The organism is Nonomuraea sp. LPB2021202275-12-8, assembly GCF_037044575.1.
Taxonomy (GTDB): Bacteria; Actinomycetota; Actinomycetes; order Streptosporangiales; family Streptosporangiaceae; genus Nonomuraea.
In genome coordinates, this window is record NZ_JBAHWD010000004.1 from 296,112 (window position 1) to 314,877 (window position 18,766).

Here is an 18,766-nt window from a genome sequence, read left to right on the forward strand (position 1 = left end):
AGGAATGGGACCAACGCCGCCAGCATCGCTCGATCAACCCAGTCCAGCTTCGGCCGGGACCTGACGCTTCAGCACGGCCACCTCATGCCGGAGCACCATGATCTCGACCTCCTTGGGATTTGAAGCAGTACGAGCCGGTGCGGGGATCACTGCCTCATCTGGTCTGCCAGCGGCGGTTCGCGCGGGAAAGTGAGCGTGCGTCCGAGTAGCCGAGACGCCGCGCGAGGCTGTTGAGGTTGGCGGGCCGCATGCGGTGGAACTCCGATCGCCGTACGCGATCGAGTTCTTCCCGCCAGGTGGTGCCGTGGGCGGCGAGCCGCCGTTGCAGGGTGCGAGGGCTTGTCGCGAGACGCGCGGCAACGGCGTCGATGGTGGGGCCTGTCATCAGCGAGTCCCGTAGTAGCTGGCGGAACTGGTCCAGCCATGTGGTCCTCACCGGCAAGGGCGGAAGGTTCTCGGCCTGGTAGCGCAGGATCGTCGCCAGCAGCGAATCGGCCCCGAGGAGGGGCAGATCCAGGTCGGACTTGCGCATGGTGACGGCGTCGGCAGGAGCGCCGAAGTCCACCTGGTCGGTCTGGAAGAACGCGTGGAACGCGGCGTGATGTCGAGGTGCGGGCTGCCGGAGGGCGACCCGCACCGGGTTGACGGGACGACCGGTGGCCGTGCGCGCGCGGCTGAAGGCGCCGGCGATCCCGAACTGCATGGCCAGGTCGGCGCCGCGCCCTTCGCCGGTGTTGAGATGGACGGTGAAGGAGATCTCTCGATCGGTCTCTTCGGCGGGCTCGAATCGCCAGTTCGTGCTGATGGTGTTCATGTACGTGCCGGTGGCCGCCATGCCGTCCCAGAGTGTGGGAGCGGTGATGAACAGGTAGTCGTAGAGGCCGAGCGCGCCGACCACGTAGCGTTCGGCGATCATCAGGGCGATATCGCGATGTCCCACACCGTGCTCGACGAGTTCCCACGCTCGCAGATAGCGGTCGCCGCTGATCCTTGCGTGATCGGTACCGAGCGCCCACACGGGAATGCCGGCCTGCCGTGCTATCGGCTCGGGGTCAAGATCTGAACCGCTGATGATGAGCCTGGGAAGCAGTGCGAGATCGAACCCATCCACAGGCTAAGCCTGGCAGCACCGTGGCGCGGTTTACCACCAGGTTGGCGTGATTTGTCCTATCCAGCTCCGGGCGCCGTCCTTGATCCTCTTCTTAATCGCGACACGGGGGAGTGAAAGGAGCCTGATGTCCACCGCCAACGCCGCCCCAGCCGCTACCGTCACTTCGCGAACTGCCCTCTGGGGCCGGCTCGCGCTGGGAACGGTCGCCAGCGCCGTTCTGTTCACCGTTGCCTGGATCGTGCTCAGCTTCATCAGCGATGGCTACACCATCGACGGCGACCACATCTCGCCGTATTCCAACCTCACCCAGCCCATCAGCGGACTGGGCATGGGCGACACCGCCCCATACATGAACACCGTGTTCGTCCTCAGCGGACTGCTGCTAGGGGTCGGCTTCCTCGGCTTCTTCCGGGCCATCGAGGGAGGACGCACGATCAGGCGCGTGTTGGCCTCGATCGGCCTCGGCCTCGCACCGATCGGCCTGGCGCTCATCGGGCTGTTCGATCTCGAAGCGTCCACCCTGCACTTCGCCGGCGTGACGCTGGCCTTCCAGCTGCCGATTCTGACCTTCGTGGCCGTCGGCCTGTTCATGCGAGATGTCTCCGACCGGCGCCTGGCGAATCTGCTGCTCTACGTGGCCGCGCCGATCACGCTGATCCTCATGGCGGTCTTCTTCAGCACCTTCGACCAGGCGACCACGGCCGACGGCGAAGGCATCGCCGGCCTGACCCAGCGTCTGTGGCTCACCTGGGTCCTGGCCTGGTACGCCGTCCTCGGATGGACCGCCCACCGCACAACCAATAGGTGACACCCCGTGCATGGCCCCGCGGCGGGCTTGCCAGGACCTCCACTCGGGTCGGCCCGACAAAGTGAATGGTAGCTCTCGGTAATCAACGGCATCGCACACAGCACGGACCGAAGCAGGCAATGAGGGGGCAGATGGCCCTTCGCGTGCAGCCGCTGGGTGCGGCATGGGTGCGTGCCTTGGAGCTTGGGGGCGATCAGGCCGGAATGGACCGACCCGCAGCCACCGGCTGGACAACAGACCGGGTGGCTGCGGGTACCTCCATTGACAGATGGCCGGGCCGGCTATGGGGCAGGAAGGCGAATGATCGGGTCCTGGCCCGGTGTCGCGCGGGAGCGGTCCGCACGCCAGATACCGGCACCGGCGCAGCGCTCTCAGTCCACGCTGATAGTCACCTGCTTCGCGTCTTGGAACCGGATGGGCAGAACTCGGCCTGCATCACAGTCTTAGCCATGTCGAGGGAGTTGTGCTGGCCATACTGGTCGATGTTCATGTTGGTGGCGATCATGCGCTTGGCGTCCCGGGTGCCCATCGCGAAGGAGAACCCGCCCGTGATGGCGCCGCCGATGCCCCAGACCTTCACACCGCACGACAGCTCCCACGAAAAGACGCCGGTACCGTACGTGGTGCCGCTAATCCACGTGTCCTTCCAGGTGCCGTCCGGCATCTTGATCCCGGTCTTGACCATGGTGAACATCTCCCGCTGCTGGGCCGGCGGGAGGAGGTTGCCGCGCAGCAGCGCGGTGGTGAATCGGTTGAGATCGCCGACCGTGGAGATTATGCCGCCGGCCGCCCAGCCGGTGGTGGCACTCTGGTCGGTCACGTCGTAGATCTTGGCGTCGTCTTCGGACGCGAACAACGTCGAGTAGTGCCGGGGGTGCGGGCCGCGTATCTTCGTTTCCTTGCCCGGCAGGTACGTCCCGGTCAGGCCCAGCGGGCGGACGATCCGCCGGGAGATCTCGCCGGCGAGCGTCTTGCCGGTCACCTTCTCGACGATCATCCCGGCAAGGAAATAGCCGGTGTTGGAGTACATGAAGCCGTCACCCGGCGCCTCGAAGGAGCGCGCATTGCGCAGGCCGATCTTCACGAGTTGCTCGGGCGTGTAGGTGTCGTAGCGGTGCTCGAGCCACGCGGGGCCGGAGAACTTGGCGAACTCCTCCTTGTCGTTGCCGTAGTTGAAGATCCCGCTGGTGTGGTTGAGCAGGTGCCTGATGGTGATCGTGCCGCCGTCGTTGCCGTTGCCCTTGACCAGACCGGGCAGCCACTTGTCCACGGTGTCGTCGAGGCTCAGCTTCCCTTCGGCCGCCAGTTGCAGGACCACGGTGGCCGTGAACGGCTTGGCGGCGCTGCCGATACGGAACCGCTCGTGCGGCTGACGCTTGCGGCCGGTTCGGGTGTCGGCCACCCCTGCCGAGCCGAACCACCGCCCACGACGGTCGCGAACCTCGGCGACCATGCCGGGCACACCGCCGTCGGCCACTGCCTGGTCGAGCGCTTTCTGGACCTGGGCGTGGTCGGGGGCGTCCGCCGCGGAGGCAGATGTCGCGGGTGCCGCCGTTGCGGCCGCCGCCAACGCCACGGTGGTGATGAGCAGCCCTGCCGTTGAGGGGAGGGATTTGGTCATGTCGATTCCTTCCAGGCGAGGGACATCAGCGCGACACTGATCGCCTTGCTCGCGATAGTACTCATTCAGTGCTGGCAAAAAGCTAGCTTGCATTCATCAAATGCGCAACATAAATGCTCAGCATTTCCCTGTCTTTGCAGGTGGACGGCTATGAAGCTTGCAATGAGTCTGAGAATGAATGCAAGACGAGTGCGCGTACTTGCAATGAGTGCCGATGAACGCAATACTGTCCATCCGCCCGCGGACACATCAAGCGGGCTGGGCATGGCACAGCGACAGGAGGCACGCCCAATGCCGGGAGGCAGGCTGACTTACCAGGACCGCCGGCACATTGCCGCAGGGCTGGCCGAAGGACTCACCTACACCGAGATCGCCAAGAGCCTGCAACGGCCGATCTCCACCATCAGCCGGGAGGTGACCCGCAACGGTGGAGCCGACAGCTACCAGGCCGGCCGGGCACATCAGGCGACCGAAGGCCGGGCTCGCCGGCGCAAGCAGGCCCCCGCCCCGGCCCCACCGCCTGCCACCGGCGCGCCCGGGCGAGACCCCCAAGCGGTTCACGCCCTGAAGGAACGATTCACCGCAGCGATGATCACAACAGGGTTGCCGCGAATGACCGCCCGGGTGCTCACCTGCCTGTACACCACCGACAGCGGCAGTCTCACCGCCGCCGAACTCGTCCAGCGTCTCCAGGTCAGCCCGGCGTCCATCTCCAAGGCCATCGGCGAACTCGAACAGCACGAACTGATCCGGCGTGAGCGCGACCCCCGCCGGCGGCGCGACCGGTACGTCATCGACCCCGACGTCTGGTACCGAGCCTGGCTGGTCAGCGCACGGCAGAACGCCACCATGGCCGACCTCGCCCGTGACGGAGCCGAAATCCTCGACTCCACCACTCCTGCCGGCGCCCGGCTGCAGGACATGAGCCAGTTCTTCGAGCACGTCAGCCAAAACCTGGTCCAGGCCGCCGAGCAGTGGCGGCAGGATTTCATGTCGAGGCGAACGACAGATCGTTAGAGCGGAGTACGACCCCAGGCATATGTCACTGGTAGGTGCAGGCAACCTCGGCGGCCAGCGCGACGCGGCGTACGACCTTCGACCAAGTCCACAAACTCAACGGCTGGGCGTGATCGCGCCGCGATTCCGACAGGAACAACGGCCCGCGCACCCTGCTGCACGGGGCCGAGTGGATGACCCTCCTGGGGTCAGCCGCGTGCAACCACCCGTGCGGTTGCTCGCTGGTTGCTCTCCGGCACGTGGCACGCGTCAGCACGTGGCGGCATTCTGGAACATTCAGCATCCGGTAGCAGCCGCCAGAGTGTCACAATGAGGTGCATTCAAGAGTGACCTAACACCAAGACTAGCGACTCCTGCTCAGCGGGTCCGGGGTTCGAGTCCCTGGCGGCGCACCGCACGAAAGCCCAGGTCGGATGTCGCGACCTGGGCTTTCTTTTCTTTACGACACCCTTCCGCCACTTCTGAAATGATCTCTGTCGACAAGACTGGAGGCATGAGGTGGCAATGACGAACGCCGGCTTACGGCGACTGGTGGCGGACTCCGGGGAGCAACGCTCCTGGGTGTCCCTCCGCACTGATCTGGTCACGGCGCTGCTCGGGGTCTGGTTCGGCATCGGGCTGATGATCGACGCGTGGGCGCACACCAACCTGACCGAACTGGAGACCTTCTTCACCCCCTGGCACGCGGCGTTCTACTCGGGCTTCGCCGCCGTCTCCGGATGGATCATCTGGCAGGTGTGGCGCAACGTCAGGACCGGCCGGCAGGGGCTGGCCGCGGTGCCCATGGGCTATCTGGCCGGTCTCGTCGCGATCCCCGCGTTCGCGGCCTTCGGCCTCGTCGACATGATCTGGCACACCGTCCTCGGCATCGAGACGTCCATCGACATCCTGTTCAGCCCCTCGCATCTCGGGCTGATCGTGACGATGATGCTCATCATCACCACGCCGCTCCGCTCCGCCTGGACCGCCCCCGACGTGGGCGAGCGGCCGACGCTCGGGCGACTGCTCCCCGCGCTGGTCGGGCTCGCGTTCGCGACCACGCTGGTGTCGCTGTTCCTGTCGTACGGCGACGCCCTGCAGTACGGGCCGATGGGCATCGTCCAGGCGTTCTCCGACGTGGAACAGGGCCCGAGCGCCGACCGGCTCGCCGCCGCGATGGTCATCTCCAACGTGGTCACGCTCGCTCCGGTGCTGCTGCTGGTCCGTCGGTGGCGGCTGCCGTTCGGCAGCGTGACACTCATGTACGCGGTGGGCGTGCTGATGCCGGGTGCGCAGACGGCGTTCGAGAACCTGCCGATCCTGCTGACGTTCGTGGTCGCGGGCCTGGTGAGCGACCTGCTGATCCGCTGGCTGCGCCCGTCGGGCGCGCGGCGGGGCGCGTACTGGGCGTTCGCCGGGCTGTCGGCCTTCGCCACGTGGTCGCTGTACCTCGCGGTGGCGTCGGTGACGGCAGGGAGGCTGCCCGACGTGCCCGAACTGTGGACCGGCGCGCCGATCGTGGCCGGGCTGCTCGGCCTGGCGCTCGGGGCGCTGTTCCTGCCCAACGCGCTCGTGACGGCTGAGGCCGGCGCCGAGCGCGCATGATCCGCGCTCTCGGCGCTCTCTGCCTCGCCGTCGCGCTGGTGGTGGCGTTCGCCGCGCCGGCCGCCGCGCACAACGTCACGGCCGGAGCCGACCTGCGGATCGCCCAGACGATCGCGGGCACGGAGCTCACCGTGGTGATCAAGGGGACGGCCCGGGTGCCGGGGCCGTTGCGCATCGGCGTCGTCGCCTTCGATCCGGTCGCCGGCCTGCCGGTGAATCTGGAGGTCCGCTCGCTCACGGACGGCCGCAGGGTGACGGCTCTGGCGCGGGCCGCGGCACAGCCGCAGTACGCGCAGCTCAGGGTGGAGGAGACCGGCCCGCACGAGCTCAGGCTGCGCGCCGGGAACGAGGTCGCCGTGGTGCCGTTCCGCGTCCTGGTGGAGCGTGGTTCGGCGGGAGATTTCCTGATTTATGGCGGCTTGTTGGTGGCAGCGCTGCTCCTGGTGGGGGGCCTGCTCACCGGCGTGCTCACCGGGGCGTCGGCCCGGCGCGGCCCGGCGATGCTGCTGGCCGGCGGGGCCGCGGTCGGGGTGACGGTCGCGGCCATGGTCATCGTGTTCGAGCCGCTGCTGCCGCCCGGGGAGCCCGACGGCGCGGCGCCCACGGCCGGCCTGGAAGGTGGACGGCCGTTCGTTCAGAGCCGGGTGGACACGGTGCCGGCCCGCCCGGCGGCGGGGGAGGAGTTCACCCTGCGCCTCGATCTCGTCGACGGGTCCACCGGCCGGCCCGTGGACGACCTCGTCGCCCACCACGAGGCGCTCGCCCATCTGGTGGTCACCAGCGAGGACGGGCGGTACTTCCGCCACCTGCACCCGCTGCGCACGGCACCCGGGCGGCTGGAGGTCAGGCTCCGCGCCGACCGGCCCGGCCGGTATCTGGCGCACGCCGAACTCGAACGGCAGGACTCCGGCGGGCAGCTCCTCGCCGGCGAGTTCGGGGTCGAGGGTGACGCCGCCGGCCCCGGAACCGTCGACCGGCCCGCTTCGCCGCGGCTGCGACCCGCGGTCCCCGTCGCGGGCCGCCCGACGACGATCGAAGTCGCCACCCAGGGGGCCACGCGACCCTGGCTCGGCATGTCCGGTCATCTGATCATCCGCAGCCAGGACGGATCATTCCTCGGCCATGTGCACGAGATGGGCTCCTCCGGCCCCGGCCTGCGCTTCACCTTCAGCTTCCCCAGGGCGGGACGGTATCTCGCCTGGGCCCAGCACGCCACGGACAGCCGCATCGTGACCACGCCACTCACCATCGACGTCACGGACCCACCCCGATGAGGCGGATGATCGTCCTCGCCGCTCTCGTGGTGGCCGCGGTGGCGCTGTTCGTCGTGGGTCGGGGTTCGGGGCCGGAGCCGCTCCGGCTGACCACCGCCGGAGCCCACTACACTGCCACCGTCCTGATCGGCAGACCGACGACAGGGCGCATCTCGGTGGAGGTGCGGGTGACGTCCGGCGACGCGGACGGTGCGGCGCTTTCGGCGGTGATGCCCGACATGGGACACGCCATGCCCGAGCTCGTCGCCGGCGAGCCGGAACCGGGCCGGTTCGTGGCCGAGGGGGAGCTGTTCGCCATGACCGGAGTGTGGGACCTGTCGATCCGGCTGACTGGGCCCGCCGGTGAAGAGACCCTCACCGGCAAGGCGCTGATCACCGGCGGGTGAGGACCCTCTCGCAGGCGGAGGCCGTGGGGCCGGTCACGCGGGCACGTATCTGCAGTCGTCCCCCCGGCCTTCCAGATAGCCGCCGGCCGCGAGGTTGAAGTGGGCCGGGACCACGCGCACCCCGGAATCGGCGTAGGTGTCGAGGAAGGCCCTTCGGGTGGCCATGGCCTGCTTCACGTCGTGCTCGACGACGATGTGCCAGTCGGGACGCGCGAACTGGTGGGCCACGTGGAACAGGTCGCCGGTGAAGACCGCCTCCTCGCCGCGTGAGGTGACGTGCAGGCCGCTGTGGCCGGGCGTGTGGCCGATCAGGGGCTCTACGCGGACCGTGTCGTCGATGGCGTGGCCGGGGTCCACCAGGCGGTGGCGGCCGGCCTCGACCACGGGCAGGACGCTGTCGGTGAAGGAGTCGTGGCCGTAGGAGCCGGGGCTGACCGTGGTCCAGTGCTCGTACTCCGACCGGACGAACAGATAGGTGGCGTTGGGGAAGGTGGGCACCCAGGCGCCGTCCACCAGGCGGGTGTTCCAGCCGACGTGGTCCTGGTGCAGATGGGTGCAGAAGACGTAGTCCACGTCCGCGGCGTCGACGCCGGCGGCGGCCATGGCGGTCAGGTAGCCGGTGTCCAGCAGGTGCGCGTACGGGTCGAGGCGGCGCTCCTTGTGGTTGCCCCAGCAGGTGTCGAGCACGATCAGGCTCTGCGGGGTGCGCAGCACATAGCTGCGGAAGATCAGCAGGGGATCTCCCGAAGGGGCGAACAGCTCCGCCGGGAACCGGGAGCGGAGCCGCGCGGGATCCTCGTCGTCCAGGCCGCGGAAGGCCAGCGTCACCGGCACGGGCATGTCCATCTCGACGATCTCCGTCACGGTGACCGCGCCTACCTGGAACATGCGTTTCCTCCTCGTCGCCCTGGCGATCACGTTGCGCAGATCTCCGAGGAGCCGGCGCCGCATGCCGGTGCGGCCCGCGCAGCGGTCCCATCACCGTAGATACGGAACCGCAATTAAACAAGCTCTTGCTTGGTATGGCGCGTCAGGGCACGCGGGCCACTCCGGCCAGCACGCCGCCCTTGGCCAGTCCCGGCCACGCGTACGGGTCGTCGTTGCGCCACTGCTGGGCCGGGACCACGCCCGGGTCCAGCAGTTCGAGCCCCTCGAAGTAGCCGTGCAGGGCCTCGCGGCCGCGCCAGGCGAACGCGCCGGACGTGCTGCGCCCGTAGACGCCGCGTACCTCGTCCACCGTCGCCTCCTCGCCCACGCCGGGCTCGATGTAGGCGTGCGAGATCATCAGGTAGCCGCCCGGGACCAGCGGCCGGCGCAGGGTCTCGACGATCCGCGCCACCTCCGCGTCGTCGTGGAGGAAGTGCAGGACGGCCGCGATGACGATCGCGGTCGGCTGGGTGAAGTCGAGATGGCCGGCGGCGGCCTCCAGGACGGACTCGGGCCGGCGCAGGTCGGCGTCCACGATGATCGTGCTCGGGTTGTCGGCGAGCAGCGCCCGCGCGTGAGCCAGCACGATGGGGTCGTTGTCGGTGTAGACCACCCTGGCGTCGGGCGTGACCCGCTGGACGACCTGGTGCACGTTGTCCTGGGTGGGCAGGCCGGTGCCGATGTCCAGAAACTGCCGGATCCCGGCCTGCGCGAGCTCCCGCACGCCGCGGATCAGGAACCCGCGGTTGGCCAGGGCGACCTCCCTGATGTCCGTGCCCGTCTGGCGGCCCAGCTCGATGACCTGCTCGGCGGCCTCGCGGTCGGCCGGGAAGTTGTCCTTGCCGCCGAGGTAGTAGTCGTACATCCTGGCCACGCTGGGCACGGTCGGATCGATCTGCGCCGGAACCCGCTCGTCCCCTGCCATGGCCGCGCCTCCAAGGTCACCTTGCCGGAATGGTACGAGTTTCCTGGGATTTATAGACCTTTATCGTACGAAAAGATGATCTGTACTTTATCGGGTGGGTAAAGAGGAGCAGATGGTGCTGCGCCGAGGGCGTGCTCCGGTGCGATGAATGGCCCGCTAGCGGGGCAGCGAATGGCTCATGAGGGCCTGCAGTGTGACGCCGCCGAGGAGCCCGCCTTCGTCCACGACGGCGACCAGGGGGCTGCGGGTGCGGGCCATCAGCGCGGCCAGCTCCAGCAGGGTGGCGTCGCCGTCGGTGATGGGCAGCTCGCGTGGCTGCTCCGGCAGGCTCTCGCGCACGGTCCTCGCGCCGAGCTCCCGCATGAACACGTCGGCATGCCGCTCGTCGACCACCCTGGCCAGTGCGGGGTCGTCCTGGCAGTAGCCGGGGACGGCCAGCCGCAGCACCTGGGTGCCGGGCAGGATCGCGCGCGGCCGGCCCTCGCCGTCCACGATGATCAGGCCGGGCAGGCCCTGCTCGGCGAGCAGCCGGGCGGCCTCGATCGCCGGAGTGTCGAGCGTGACGGTGGGGAAGTCGCTGGCGAGATCGCGTGCGCGCACGGGCCCACCCTAACCGCCGGTCGATCCGGACTCGCCCGGCCGTGATCCCCGGTTTCGCGCTGTAAGGAGCGTCATGCGAAGCTGTGTATGTCCCCAACACCAGGAGGTCCTCATGGCGGAATCACAGGAGCCGGAAGTCAGCGAAACTCCCGAGGACGAGATGAAGCGCAAGTTCCGCGAGGCGCTGGAGCGCAAGCGTAACCAGGCCGCGGACTCGGGCGCGGGTGGCAGGGGCGCCGACGCTTCGAAGATCCATGGAGCACACGGGCCGGCTGCCAGCAAACGATCGTTCAGGCGCAAGAGCGGCGGCTGAATCGGGGGGTTTCGTGGGGGTACGGCATGCCGTACCCCCCTTTTTTCTTGACCTCCTAGGTAGATCTTCGCCCGATTTATGGGATTAGCTTTGCGTTTGTCCGGTTTGGTGTATAGATTGGTTTGCGTTACCAGGCAGTGACCTGGCCCTTCATCAGGAAGGGGCCGCTGCCCGGCGCCGAATCCCGCTTCACGCGGGAACCGGGGACCCAACTTCTGGGGTGAATCCGGCCGTCACGGCCGGTAGGGCATCTCCACGCCCGAACCCGTCAGCTAACCCGGTAGGCGAGATGGAGAGGACAAGCCCGCCCGTGATGTATCACCGCCACGACGTACCCCCGCCCCGCGTCACCTCGTCAGCCGCCAACTGAGCGGCGACTCCCCCTAAGACTTCTTCGCGCTCCGCGTAGCGTCCGTTCGGCCTTTGCCCGGCTACGCCCTTCAAGCGAGCGCGCTTTCCCCGTTACCTAACGAAGGATTCAGTTTTTCATGTCTGCTCGCTTCGGCATGCGTTCCATCACCATGCTCGCCGCCACCGCCGCTGCCGGCGTCCTGACCTTCGGCGCCGGCGCCGCCGCCCACGCCGACGTGGACCAGAACCAGAAGGCCCTGCTCAAGGGCTCGACCACCGCCTCCTACTTCTGGGACGACAGCTCCGGCCGCGCCGGCGACACCGGCCTGCCCGCCAGCGGCAAGCCCATGCAGAAGGGCATGGCCGCCAGCCCGAGCTGGCCGCTGCTGACCGAGGGCTACGTGGTCTACAACGGCAAGAAGATGCCGTTCTTCGTCGGTGACCGCGGCCCCGGCGTCCCCTCCAACAACGGCGTCATGCTGGACCTGGACTCCAAGACCTTCGCCGAGCTGACTGGAGGCAAGTTCAACTCCAGCACGCTGATGGTCGACAACAACGGTGGCAAGGGCCACATCAAGGTCGACTACGTCATCACCAAGTGGGGCAACGGCGTGGGCAAGAAGAACCACCCGGTGGCCTTCTCGACCGGTGCCTGGTCGCGCGTGGACCGCGACCCGGCCAAGCCGCCGCAGATCCTGGCCGAGAAGAAGGCCGGCGCCGACGACGCCAAGGTCGTCGCCGAGGCTCCCTCCGGTTCCGGCGCCTCCGTCAAGACGAGGCCGGCGGCCTTCGGCTCGGCGAACTCCGGTCCGTCGAACACCGCCGCCGCCGCGACCGAGGAGTCCAACGGTGTCTCGGGTGCGGTGCTCGCCGGTGGCCTGATCCTCGCCGGTGGCGGGGCGGTCCTGGGCCGCGAGCGCATCCGCGGGTTCCTGAAGCGCTGACGTGCTTTACGCCACAGGGACCAGAATGTAATTCTGGTCCCTGTGACCACGCGCGCATCTGCCAACGGCATCGACATCGCCTACGAGAGCTTCGGCTCGCCTGACGGGCGCCCGCTCCTGCTGATCATGGGGCTGGGCGCCCAGCTCATCCACTGGGACGACGACTTCTGCACGCTGCTGGCGGAGCAGGGCCACCACGTCGTCCGGTACGACAACCGCGACGCGGGCCTGTCCACGCACTTCCACGCCGAGGGCGTCCCCCGGCTGGGGACGTCCTCGGCGTATGTGCTGGACGACATGGCCCGCGACGCCGCCGGGCTCATGGACGTCCTCGGCTGGCCCGCCGCGCACGTGGTGGGCGCGTCGATGGGTGGCATGATCGCCCAGGCCCTCGCCATCAGGCATCCCGAGCGGGTCCTCACCCTCACCTCGATCATGTCCACCCCGGGCCCCTCGGTTGCCCGGCCCACCGAGGCCGCCGGCGCGGTGCTGTTCGGCCCACCCGCCGCCGACCGGGACGCGGTGCTGGCCCAGGCGCTGGAGACCTGGACCGTGATCGGCTCGCCCGGCTACGAGCTGGACCGCGAGCGCGTCGTGCGGCTCGCCGGGCTGGCCTACGACCGCTGCTACGACCCGGCGGGCACGACCAGGCAGCTCGCCGCCGTCCTCGTCTCGCCCGACCGGACCGATCTGCTCGCCGGCCTGGACGTGCCCACGCTGGTCATCCACGGCGAGGGCGACCAGCTCGTCCCCCTCGTCGGCGGCCAGGCCACCGCGGCGGCCATCCCCGGGGCCGAGCTCCTGGTCTTCCCCGGCATGGGCCACGACCTGCCGCGCCCCCTCTGGCCGGAGATCACCGGCGCCATCACCAAGCTGACCGGGAGCGCGTAGGCCGACGACGGCTCGCGCCCGCCGCGCCCGGACGCGAGCCGCCGCGCCTCTCAGACCTCGAGCTTCTCCTCGATGGCCTTGAGCTGGTGCCGGGCCATGGCCAGATTGGCCCGGTTACGGTCCAGGGCCAGGTAGAGGAACAGCCCCTTGCCGCCTCGGCCGGAGATCGGCCGGATGATGTGGTACTGGCCGCTGAGGGTGATGAGGATGTCCTCGATGGCGTCCTTGAGCCCGAGCGAGTCCATCGTGCGCAGCTTCGCCTTGACGACCTCGGTGTTGCCCGCCGCGGCGACCTGGAGATCCAGATCCTTCGAGCTGCCGAGCGAGCCGAGCGCCATGCCGCTGCCGTGGTCGACGATCGCGGCGCCGATCGAGCCGTCGATCGCCATCATCTCCTTGAGTGAGATGTCCATGCTGGCCATGCTTCCTCCGATCAGAAACGATCACTGTTTGCCCAGTGCCACCGCGGCCACCGCGGACGCGGTCTTGCGGCCCTCCAGCCGGAGCAGCCCGAGATTCGCGCCGGGCTCGGCCAAGACTGTGAGGACGATGGTGGGGCCCGCGGCGTAGAACGCGGCGTAGCCCGCGGAACCGGAGATGAGCGTCTCCTCCAGATCGCCTCTCCCCGCCAAGATCATCATGCGCCTGCTCATGCCCAGCAGCGCCGCGGCCAGCGCGGACACGTGCTCGCCGCTGTCGCCCGTCAGGTCACAGGCGACAGCCAGCCCGTCGACGGTGGAGGCGACGCTGCCCTTAACGTCGGGCGCGCGCTCGCGCAGCAGGACCATCTCCTTGAGCACCTCTTGTCGCAGTTCCATCGATGGCCTCCTCCTGCGTGAGGGGAACCTCACGACAGCTCCTCCAGCGCTTTCCTGAGCCGCAGCAGCAGCTCGACGTCCGTGGGGTCGGCGTTCACCGTGGGACCGAGCGGCCCGCCGGACGCTCGCGCACCGGCGGCGCCATCCTGCTGGGGTTCGGCACGCCTGGTCCGCTTGGGCAGCGGTGCGGTCTGCTCGCCGGTGACCAGCAGGCCGGCCGCCGCCAGCCTGCGCACCGCGAGCAGGACCGAGTAGCCGGATCTGCCGAGCTGCTTGGCCAGCTCCAGCGGGGTGGCCTCGCGGTCGGCGCGGACCACGATCTCCCACTGCACGTCGCTGAGTGCCACCCCGCGGCCGGACAGGCGGGGAGCGGGCCGTACCGGCTCGGTGTCCACGTCGGCGACCGGCCAGACCTGGGCGAGCTGCGCGCGGCGGCGCGCGCACTCGCGCACCAGGCCAGGCACGTCGAAGTACCACCGCCCGCCCAGCCAGTGCCGCTCGCCGGGGCGGAACTTCGGCCTGGTCCCGGTGGTGGGCAGCAGGAAGAAGGCGGCGTCCAGGACGGCACCCAGCACGCAGTACTGCAGCTCGCCGAGCGTGACGGGCCCCTGGTCGAGCAGCCGCTCGCAGCCCCCGTCCGCCTGGAGCCTGCGCAGCGCGGCCTCCGACATGCGCCCTCTGGCGGCCAGCAGCCGCTCTGCGCCCGGTGTCTGCGCGCAGTCCATGTACGTGACGCGGCCCTCGTCGAGGAAGACGGTGCCTGCCCTGCCCACGCGCAGGGCGCCGGTGGACCTTTCCCGGGCCAGGCCTGCCAGGAGTGTGTCGAGCGGCGGCATGGCTTCACGCCAGCAACTGGGCGGAGATGGCGCGCAGGCGGTACCGCGCGAGGGCGAGGTTCGACCGTTCCAGGTCCAGGCGCACGTAGATGACCAGCGGGCCCTCGAACAGCGTGTCCAGCAGCCTGAGCAGGTGATGGCCCTGGTCGGTGGTGATGAGCATGTCGTCGACGCGGACCGTGTTCCCCGGGCAGGAGCGTGCCAGCCCGTCCACGGTCGCGCGCAGGGTCTCCGTCAGCGCCGCGGCCGAATTTCCGGCGTCCACGCCCTGGGGTGGCCCGCTCACGGCCACGGCCATGCCGCTCGTGTGGTCCACGAGCATCGCGTCGAGCGCTCCCGGTATGGCCATGACCTCGGTCAGGCAGCCATCGAGTCCGAGCACGTGACCTCCCTCGCCGTCCTTGGACTGGCACAGCTTAGGAGTGACGCATGAGGGCCGAATGAGCCGACAAGACGGGAGTCGCACCGGGATAAAGATGTATATGGCCGAGGCGAAGAAAAACCCTACCGCGACGGAGATTTCCGTGATTTATGCGAACTGTTCGCGATGTCGCAGAATTTGATTCACGTTCTGCTCGGCCCATTCGGCCACCACGGAGATGGGCCCGTGCAGGGAGCGGCCGAGATCCGTCAGCGTGTACTCCACCCGCGGGGGCACCTCGGCGAAGACCTCGCGGGTGAGATAGCCGTCGTGCTCCATGGCACGCAGGGTCTGCGTCAGCACCTTGGGCGTGACCCCGCCGATCCGGGCGCGGAGCTCGGTGAAGCGCATCGGGCCCTTGATCAGACTCAGCACCACCAGCACCGACCACTTGTCGCCGATGCGGTCCAGGACCAGCCGGGTGGGGCAGTTCATGTCGAACACGTCACCGGTATCCATAAGGTACTTATAGCACGGTGAAGTAACCAGTATCCAACGGATAGCATCGAGGTCATGAAGATCCTTCTCTTTGGCGCGACCGGTATGGTCGGTCAGCGCATCGCCGCCGAGCTGCAGAGCCGCGGCCACGAAGTCACCGGCGTAAGCCGCACCAAGGGCCCGGTCAAGGGCCATGTGGCCGACGCCGCCACGCTCGCCAGGGGCTACGACGTGGTGATCTCCGCGATCGCGCCGCCGCGCGACGGCTCCGAGCCCGAGGCGCCGTTCCTCGCCTCCACCCGCGCGCTCATCGACGGCGTGCGCGACGCCGGCGCGCGCCGGCTGATCACCGTCGGGGGCGCGGGCAGTCTCCAGGTGGCGCCCGGCGTGGACCTCGTCGACACCCCCGACTTCCCGCGCGCCTACCATCCGGAGTCATCCGCCCAGCGGGCCGCGCTCCGCCTCTACCGCCAGGTCGAGGACCTCGACTGGACCTACTTCTCCCCGGCCGTCGTGATCGAGCCGGGCGAGCGCACGGGCCGTTACCGGCTCGGCGGCGACGAGGTCTTCACCGACGACGAGGGCCGCAGCCGCATCTCGGCCGAGGACTTCGCGGTGGCGGTCGCCGACGAGGTGGAGAAGGCCGAGCACCCGCGCCGGCGCGTATCCGTCGCCTACTGAGGCTCGTCCGGCTGAAAGTCGAGCCCGCCCGGCTCGTCCGGCAGCAGCGCCTTCTCGTCGGGCTTGTGCACCAGCACGTTGCCCACGTACGACTTGACCGCGGCGTCCAGGCCCACGTCGGCCCCGGCCGCCTCCGACAGATACCACCTGTGGTCCAGGATCTCGTGAAAGAGCTGCGCGGTCTCCAGCTTGCCGCGCAGCTCAGCGGGGATGGCCGCGAGCGTGGGCTGGAAGACCTCGGCCAGCCACCTGTGGGCCACGATCGCCTCGTCCTCGTGCCGCAGCCCCTTGGCGACCCTGAACCCGTCGAGGTCGTTCAGCAGCCGCCGTGCCTGGTTCTCCTCGGCATCCAGGCCGGTCAGCCGGAGCAGCCGCCGCTGGTGGTGCCCGGAGTCGACGACCTTGGGCCGGACGATCAGCCGCCCGGTGCCGACCTTGCGCCGCACCATCATCTCCGCCACGTCGAACCCGAGCAGGTTGAGCCGCCGGATCCGCTGCTCCACCCGGTGCCAGTCGACCTCCTCGATGATCTCGTCCTGGGTGATCTCGCTCCACAGCCGGTGATAGCGGTTGACCACGTCCTCGGCGGTGTCCATCGGGTCGATCGACGGGTGCAGCAGGCCGCCCGCCTCCAGGTCGAGCATCTCGCCGAAGATGTTGGTGTGCGCGGCGTCGATGTCGCCCAGCCGCTGGCCCTCGCTGATCATCGGGTGCATCTCGCCGGTCTCGGCGTCGACCAGATAGGCGGCGAACGCCCCGGCGTCCCTGCGGAACAGCGTGTTGGACAGGGAGCAGTCGCCCCAGTAGAAGCCGTTCAGATGCAGCCGCACGAGCAGCACGGCCAGCGCGTCCAGCAGGCGGGTGAGCGTGTCGGGCCGCAGCGTGCCGGACATGACGGCCCGGTAGGGGAGCGAGAACTGCAGGTGGCGGGTGATCAGCGCCGCGTCGAGGCCCTCGTCCCTGCCGGTGACGTAGGCGACCGGCTCCACGGCGGGGGCGTCCAGCCTGGCGAGGTCCCACAGGAGCTGATACTCCCGCTTGGCGTAGCGCTCGCTGATCTCCTTGATCGCGTAGACCTTGCCGGAGAGCCTGGCGAAGCGCACCACGTGCCGCGAGATGCCGCGGGGAAGATCGACCAGGTGGCGCTGCGGCCACTGTTCCAGGGGGAGCTCCCAGGGGAGCCGGATCAGTTCGGAATCGCCTAGTGCGCCGGTGATCTGAAGGGGCATTTGACCAGGATATTGTGCACCGATGGACGAGTTTCTCAAGTGGTACTTTTCTGGACACCCTGTCACGGCCGCGAACCTGGGTGCCGAAGGCTACGACCACACGCTCGGCGACTTCTCCGCCACCGCCTTCGCCGCCCGCGAACGGGACCAGATCAGCTGGCTGGAGCGGCTGTCCGCGGCCGACACCCCGACGCCTGACGACGTGATCGACCGGGACCTCGTCCTGTCCCAGCTCAGAGGCTCCATCGCGGCCGCCGCCTGGCCCGCCTGGCGGCGCGATCCGGCCGTCTACCTCTCGACCCTCTTCACCGGCCTCTACACGCCGTTCCAGCAGCGGCTCAAGCCCGAGCCCGAGCTGGTGGCCGCCGCTCTCTCCCGGCTGGCCGAGGTGCCCGGCGTGCTCGCCGCCTGCCGCGCCAACCTCGACCCCGGCCTCGCCGCGCCGCTGCTGGTCCAGCGCGGGCTCGGGCAGGCGCGCACCGGCCGCCGCTTCCTCACCGAGACCATCCCGTCCATGGTCGAGGACCCCGTCCTGCGCGCTCGGCTCGCCGACGCCGCCGAACCGGCCGCCGCCGCGTTCGACGAGCTCGTCTCCTTCCTCGACGGCTTCCGGTGCGGCGGCACCTGGCGGATGGGGGAGCGGCTCTACTCCACGCTGCTGCGCGAGCGCGAGCTTCTCGGGTACGGCGCGGCGGAGCTGCACGCCAAGGGCCAGGCCGCCTGGGACGCCGTCGACGAGCGGATGCGCGAGGTCGCGCGCAGCCTGAACGGCTCCCACGACTGGCGCGCCGCGATGGAGTCCCTGATGGACGACCACCCCGCCACGCTCGCGGACATGCGCGCCGAGTACGAGGCCGAGACCCGGCGGGCCCGCGACTTCGTCCGCTTCCGCGACCTGGTCACCTTCCCGGAGGGGGAGGAGTGCCTGGTGCTCCCGTCGGCCGTCTACACCCGGCCGATCCTGTCCGTCGCCCACTACCTCGCGCCGCCGCCGCTCAGCAGTTCGCGCACCGGCGTCTTCTTCGTCCCCTACACGCCCGACGACTTCACCGACGAGCAGGTACGGCAGCGCCTGCGGACGAACTCCCGCGCCGCGATGCCCTCGATCGCCGTCCACGAGGCCTACCCGGGACACCATTGGCACCTGTCGTACATGGCGGGCAATCCCCGCCAGGTGCGCAAGGTGTTCCGCACGCCGTACTTCACCGAGGGCTGGGCGCTCTACGTCGAGAAGCTCCTGCACGAGCACGGCTACTTCGACACGCCCGCGACCGAGCTGGCGCACCTCGACTGCCGCATCTTCCGCGCAGCCCGCATCGTCGTCGACACGGCGCTGCACTGCGACGACATGACGATCGAGGAGGCCGAGACGTTCATGGCCACCAAGGCGTCCCTGTCGCCGGGCACCGCCCAGGGCGAGGTGAACCGCTACTGCGCCTGGCCCACGCAGGCGCCGTCGTACCTCACGGGCGCCATCGAGATCGACCGCATCCGGGAGTCGTACCAGGGGTCGTTGAAGTCGTTCCACGACAAGATCGCGGGCTCGGGTGGGCTGCCTCTCGGCCTAGCGGAGGCCGCCGTCAACCTCTGA

21 protein-coding genes and 1 riboswitch are annotated in these 18,766 nt (G+C 69.2%); of the genes, 10 read left to right on the forward strand and 11 right to left on the reverse strand.

The genetic code is table 11. The annotated features are described in order from the left end of the window. Positions 1-154: 154 nt before the first annotated feature. Positions 155-1,111, reverse strand: coding sequence for an AraC family transcriptional regulator (locus tag V5E28_RS09960; protein WP_336206143.1), 957 nt, complete (start codon positions 1,109-1,111; stop codon positions 155-157). Between the two features lie 124 nt (positions 1,112-1,235). Here V5E28_RS09960 and V5E28_RS09965 point away from each other — a divergent pair, with 124 nt between their 5' ends. After that, a complete protein-coding gene (locus tag V5E28_RS09965) occupies positions 1,236-1,919 on the forward strand; it encodes a hypothetical protein (RefSeq protein ID WP_336206144.1) in 684 nt (227 codons plus the stop codon). A gap of 388 nt (positions 1,920-2,307) precedes the next feature. Here the strand turns inward: V5E28_RS09965 and V5E28_RS09970 are convergent, their stop codons facing one another. Next, positions 2,308-3,540, reverse strand: a complete 1,233-nt coding sequence (locus tag V5E28_RS09970; protein ID WP_336206145.1) for a serine hydrolase domain-containing protein — start codon at positions 3,538-3,540, stop codon at positions 2,308-2,310. 291 nt (positions 3,541-3,831) lie between these two features. Between V5E28_RS09970 and V5E28_RS09975 the strand changes: the two genes are divergently transcribed. The 4 genes from V5E28_RS09975 (at position 3,832) to V5E28_RS09990 (ending at position 7,801) form a co-directional block, all read left to right on the forward strand. Then, positions 3,832-4,557, forward strand: a complete 726-nt coding sequence (locus V5E28_RS09975) for a helix-turn-helix domain-containing protein (protein ID WP_442945795.1) — start codon at positions 3,832-3,834, stop codon at positions 4,555-4,557. Positions 4,558-5,061: 504 nt separating this feature from the next. Continuing rightward, the gene (locus V5E28_RS09980) at positions 5,062-6,141 is read left to right on the forward strand and encodes a hypothetical protein (RefSeq protein ID WP_336206147.1); all 1,080 of its coding nucleotides are present in this window, start codon (positions 5,062-5,064) and stop codon (positions 6,139-6,141) included. After that, complete coding sequence (locus tag V5E28_RS09985; protein WP_336206148.1) at positions 6,138-7,415, forward strand: hypothetical protein; 1,278 nt, start codon at positions 6,138-6,140, stop codon at positions 7,413-7,415. The genes V5E28_RS09980 and V5E28_RS09985 overlap by 4 nt, the downstream gene beginning before the upstream one ends. Next, positions 7,412-7,801, forward strand: coding sequence for a hypothetical protein (locus tag V5E28_RS09990; protein ID WP_336206149.1), 390 nt, complete (start codon positions 7,412-7,414; stop codon positions 7,799-7,801). Before V5E28_RS09985 ends, V5E28_RS09990 begins: the two co-directional genes overlap by 4 nt. Before the next feature lie 33 nt (positions 7,802-7,834). Here the strand turns inward: V5E28_RS09990 and V5E28_RS09995 are convergent, their stop codons facing one another. The 3 genes from V5E28_RS09995 to V5E28_RS10005 form a co-directional block, all read right to left on the reverse strand. After that, positions 7,835-8,689 (reverse strand): MBL fold metallo-hydrolase, encoded by an 855-nt coding sequence (locus V5E28_RS09995; protein ID WP_336206150.1) that lies wholly within the window; start codon positions 8,687-8,689, stop codon positions 7,835-7,837. A 142-nt stretch (positions 8,690-8,831) separates the two neighbouring features. Continuing rightward, complete coding sequence (locus V5E28_RS10000; protein WP_336206151.1) at positions 8,832-9,653, reverse strand: SAM-dependent methyltransferase; 822 nt, start codon at positions 9,651-9,653, stop codon at positions 8,832-8,834. Positions 9,654-9,809: 156 nt separating this feature from the next. Then, positions 9,810-10,253 carry a CBS domain-containing protein gene (locus V5E28_RS10005; protein ID WP_336206152.1) on the reverse strand — a complete coding sequence of 148 codons (444 nt, stop codon included), beginning with the start codon at positions 10,251-10,253 and terminating at the stop codon, positions 9,810-9,812. Between the two features lie 112 nt (positions 10,254-10,365). On the opposite strand from V5E28_RS10005, the gene V5E28_RS10010 reads away from it, so the two are divergent. The 3 genes from V5E28_RS10010 to V5E28_RS10020 all read left to right on the forward strand — a co-directional run bounded on the left by V5E28_RS10010 (position 10,366) and on the right by V5E28_RS10020 (position 12,752). Beyond that, positions 10,366-10,566 carry a DUF5302 domain-containing protein gene (locus V5E28_RS10010; protein WP_336206153.1) on the forward strand — a complete coding sequence of 67 codons (201 nt, stop codon included), beginning with the start codon at positions 10,366-10,368 and terminating at the stop codon, positions 10,564-10,566. 165 nt (positions 10,567-10,731) lie between these two features. Next, positions 10,732-10,868, forward strand: a riboswitch (cyclic di-AMP (ydaO/yuaA leader). A gap of 186 nt (positions 10,869-11,054) precedes the next feature. Continuing rightward, positions 11,055-11,861 (forward strand): hypothetical protein, encoded by an 807-nt coding sequence (locus V5E28_RS10015; protein WP_336206154.1) that lies wholly within the window; start codon positions 11,055-11,057, stop codon positions 11,859-11,861. 42 nt (positions 11,862-11,903) lie between these two features. Then, positions 11,904-12,752, forward strand: coding sequence for an alpha/beta fold hydrolase (locus tag V5E28_RS10020; RefSeq protein ID WP_336206155.1), 849 nt, complete (start codon positions 11,904-11,906; stop codon positions 12,750-12,752). Between the two features lie 50 nt (positions 12,753-12,802). On the opposite strand, the gene V5E28_RS10025 is transcribed toward V5E28_RS10020, so the two are convergent. From V5E28_RS10025 to V5E28_RS10045, 5 genes are all read right to left on the reverse strand, one after another. Then, positions 12,803-13,174 carry a hypothetical protein gene (locus V5E28_RS10025; RefSeq protein WP_336206156.1) on the reverse strand — a complete coding sequence of 124 codons (372 nt, stop codon included), beginning with the start codon at positions 13,172-13,174 and terminating at the stop codon, positions 12,803-12,805. Between the two features lie 21 nt (positions 13,175-13,195). Continuing rightward, positions 13,196-13,570 (reverse strand): roadblock/LC7 domain-containing protein, encoded by a 375-nt coding sequence (locus tag V5E28_RS10030; RefSeq protein ID WP_336206157.1) that lies wholly within the window; start codon positions 13,568-13,570, stop codon positions 13,196-13,198. A 29-nt stretch (positions 13,571-13,599) separates the two neighbouring features. Beyond that, positions 13,600-14,406 carry a hypothetical protein gene (locus V5E28_RS10035; RefSeq protein WP_336206158.1) on the reverse strand — a complete coding sequence of 269 codons (807 nt, stop codon included), beginning with the start codon at positions 14,404-14,406 and terminating at the stop codon, positions 13,600-13,602. A 4-nt stretch (positions 14,407-14,410) separates the two neighbouring features. Further along, positions 14,411-14,788, reverse strand: a complete 378-nt coding sequence (locus tag V5E28_RS10040; RefSeq protein WP_336206159.1) for a roadblock/LC7 domain-containing protein — start codon at positions 14,786-14,788, stop codon at positions 14,411-14,413. Between the two features lie 147 nt (positions 14,789-14,935). Continuing rightward, on the reverse strand, positions 14,936-15,286 hold the full coding sequence (locus V5E28_RS10045; protein WP_336206160.1) for a winged helix-turn-helix transcriptional regulator: 351 nt from the start codon (positions 15,284-15,286) through the stop codon (positions 14,936-14,938). A 54-nt stretch (positions 15,287-15,340) separates the two neighbouring features. Between V5E28_RS10045 and V5E28_RS10050 the strand changes: the two genes are divergently transcribed. Further along, positions 15,341-15,946 (forward strand): NAD(P)-dependent oxidoreductase, encoded by a 606-nt coding sequence (locus V5E28_RS10050; RefSeq protein WP_336206161.1) that lies wholly within the window; start codon positions 15,341-15,343, stop codon positions 15,944-15,946. On the opposite strand, the gene V5E28_RS10055 is transcribed toward V5E28_RS10050, so the two are convergent. Next, a complete protein-coding gene (locus V5E28_RS10055) occupies positions 15,940-17,175 on the reverse strand; it encodes a DUF4032 domain-containing protein (RefSeq protein WP_336206162.1) in 1,236 nt (411 codons plus the stop codon). The genes V5E28_RS10050 and V5E28_RS10055 overlap by 7 nt on opposite strands. A 22-nt stretch (positions 17,176-17,197) precedes the next feature. Here V5E28_RS10055 and V5E28_RS10060 point away from each other — a divergent pair, with 22 nt between their 5' ends. Next, complete coding sequence (locus V5E28_RS10060; RefSeq protein WP_336206163.1) at positions 17,198-18,766, forward strand: DUF885 domain-containing protein; 1,569 nt, start codon at positions 17,198-17,200, stop codon at positions 18,764-18,766.

Excerpts from the sequence above, each read along its gene's own strand:
- V5E28_RS09965 (WP_336206144.1), top strand. The coding sequence starts at position 1,236 with ATGTCCACCGCCAACGCCGCCCCAGCCGCTACCGTCACTTCGCGAACT.
- V5E28_RS09970 (WP_336206145.1), bottom strand. The coding sequence starts at position 3,540 with ATGACCAAATCCCTCCCCTCAACGGCAGGGCTGCTCATCACCACCGTG.
- V5E28_RS09975 (WP_442945795.1), top strand. The coding sequence starts at position 3,832 with ATGCCGGGAGGCAGGCTGACTTACCAGGACCGCCGGCACATTGCCGCA.
- V5E28_RS09980 (WP_336206147.1), top strand. The coding sequence starts at position 5,062 with ATGACGAACGCCGGCTTACGGCGACTGGTGGCGGACTCCGGGGAGCAA.
- V5E28_RS09985 (WP_336206148.1), top strand. The coding sequence starts at position 6,138 with ATGATCCGCGCTCTCGGCGCTCTCTGCCTCGCCGTCGCGCTGGTGGTG.
- V5E28_RS09990 (WP_336206149.1), top strand. The coding sequence starts at position 7,412 with ATGAGGCGGATGATCGTCCTCGCCGCTCTCGTGGTGGCCGCGGTGGCG.
- V5E28_RS09995 (WP_336206150.1), bottom strand. The coding sequence starts at position 8,689 with ATGTTCCAGGTAGGCGCGGTCACCGTGACGGAGATCGTCGAGATGGAC.
- V5E28_RS10000 (WP_336206151.1), bottom strand. The coding sequence starts at position 9,653 with ATGGCAGGGGACGAGCGGGTTCCGGCGCAGATCGATCCGACCGTGCCC.
- V5E28_RS10010 (WP_336206153.1), top strand. The coding sequence starts at position 10,366 with ATGGCGGAATCACAGGAGCCGGAAGTCAGCGAAACTCCCGAGGACGAG.
- V5E28_RS10015 (WP_336206154.1), top strand. The coding sequence starts at position 11,055 with ATGTCTGCTCGCTTCGGCATGCGTTCCATCACCATGCTCGCCGCCACC.
- V5E28_RS10025 (WP_336206156.1), bottom strand. The coding sequence starts at position 13,174 with ATGGCCAGCATGGACATCTCACTCAAGGAGATGATGGCGATCGACGGC.
- V5E28_RS10030 (WP_336206157.1), bottom strand. The coding sequence starts at position 13,570 with ATGGAACTGCGACAAGAGGTGCTCAAGGAGATGGTCCTGCTGCGCGAG.
- V5E28_RS10035 (WP_336206158.1), bottom strand. The coding sequence starts at position 14,406 with ATGCCGCCGCTCGACACACTCCTGGCAGGCCTGGCCCGGGAAAGGTCC.
- V5E28_RS10045 (WP_336206160.1), bottom strand. The coding sequence starts at position 15,286 with ATGGATACCGGTGACGTGTTCGACATGAACTGCCCCACCCGGCTGGTC.
- V5E28_RS10050 (WP_336206161.1), top strand. The coding sequence starts at position 15,341 with ATGAAGATCCTTCTCTTTGGCGCGACCGGTATGGTCGGTCAGCGCATC.
- V5E28_RS10055 (WP_336206162.1), bottom strand. The coding sequence starts at position 17,175 with ATGCCCCTTCAGATCACCGGCGCACTAGGCGATTCCGAACTGATCCGG.
- V5E28_RS10060 (WP_336206163.1), top strand. The coding sequence starts at position 17,198 with ATGGACGAGTTTCTCAAGTGGTACTTTTCTGGACACCCTGTCACGGCC.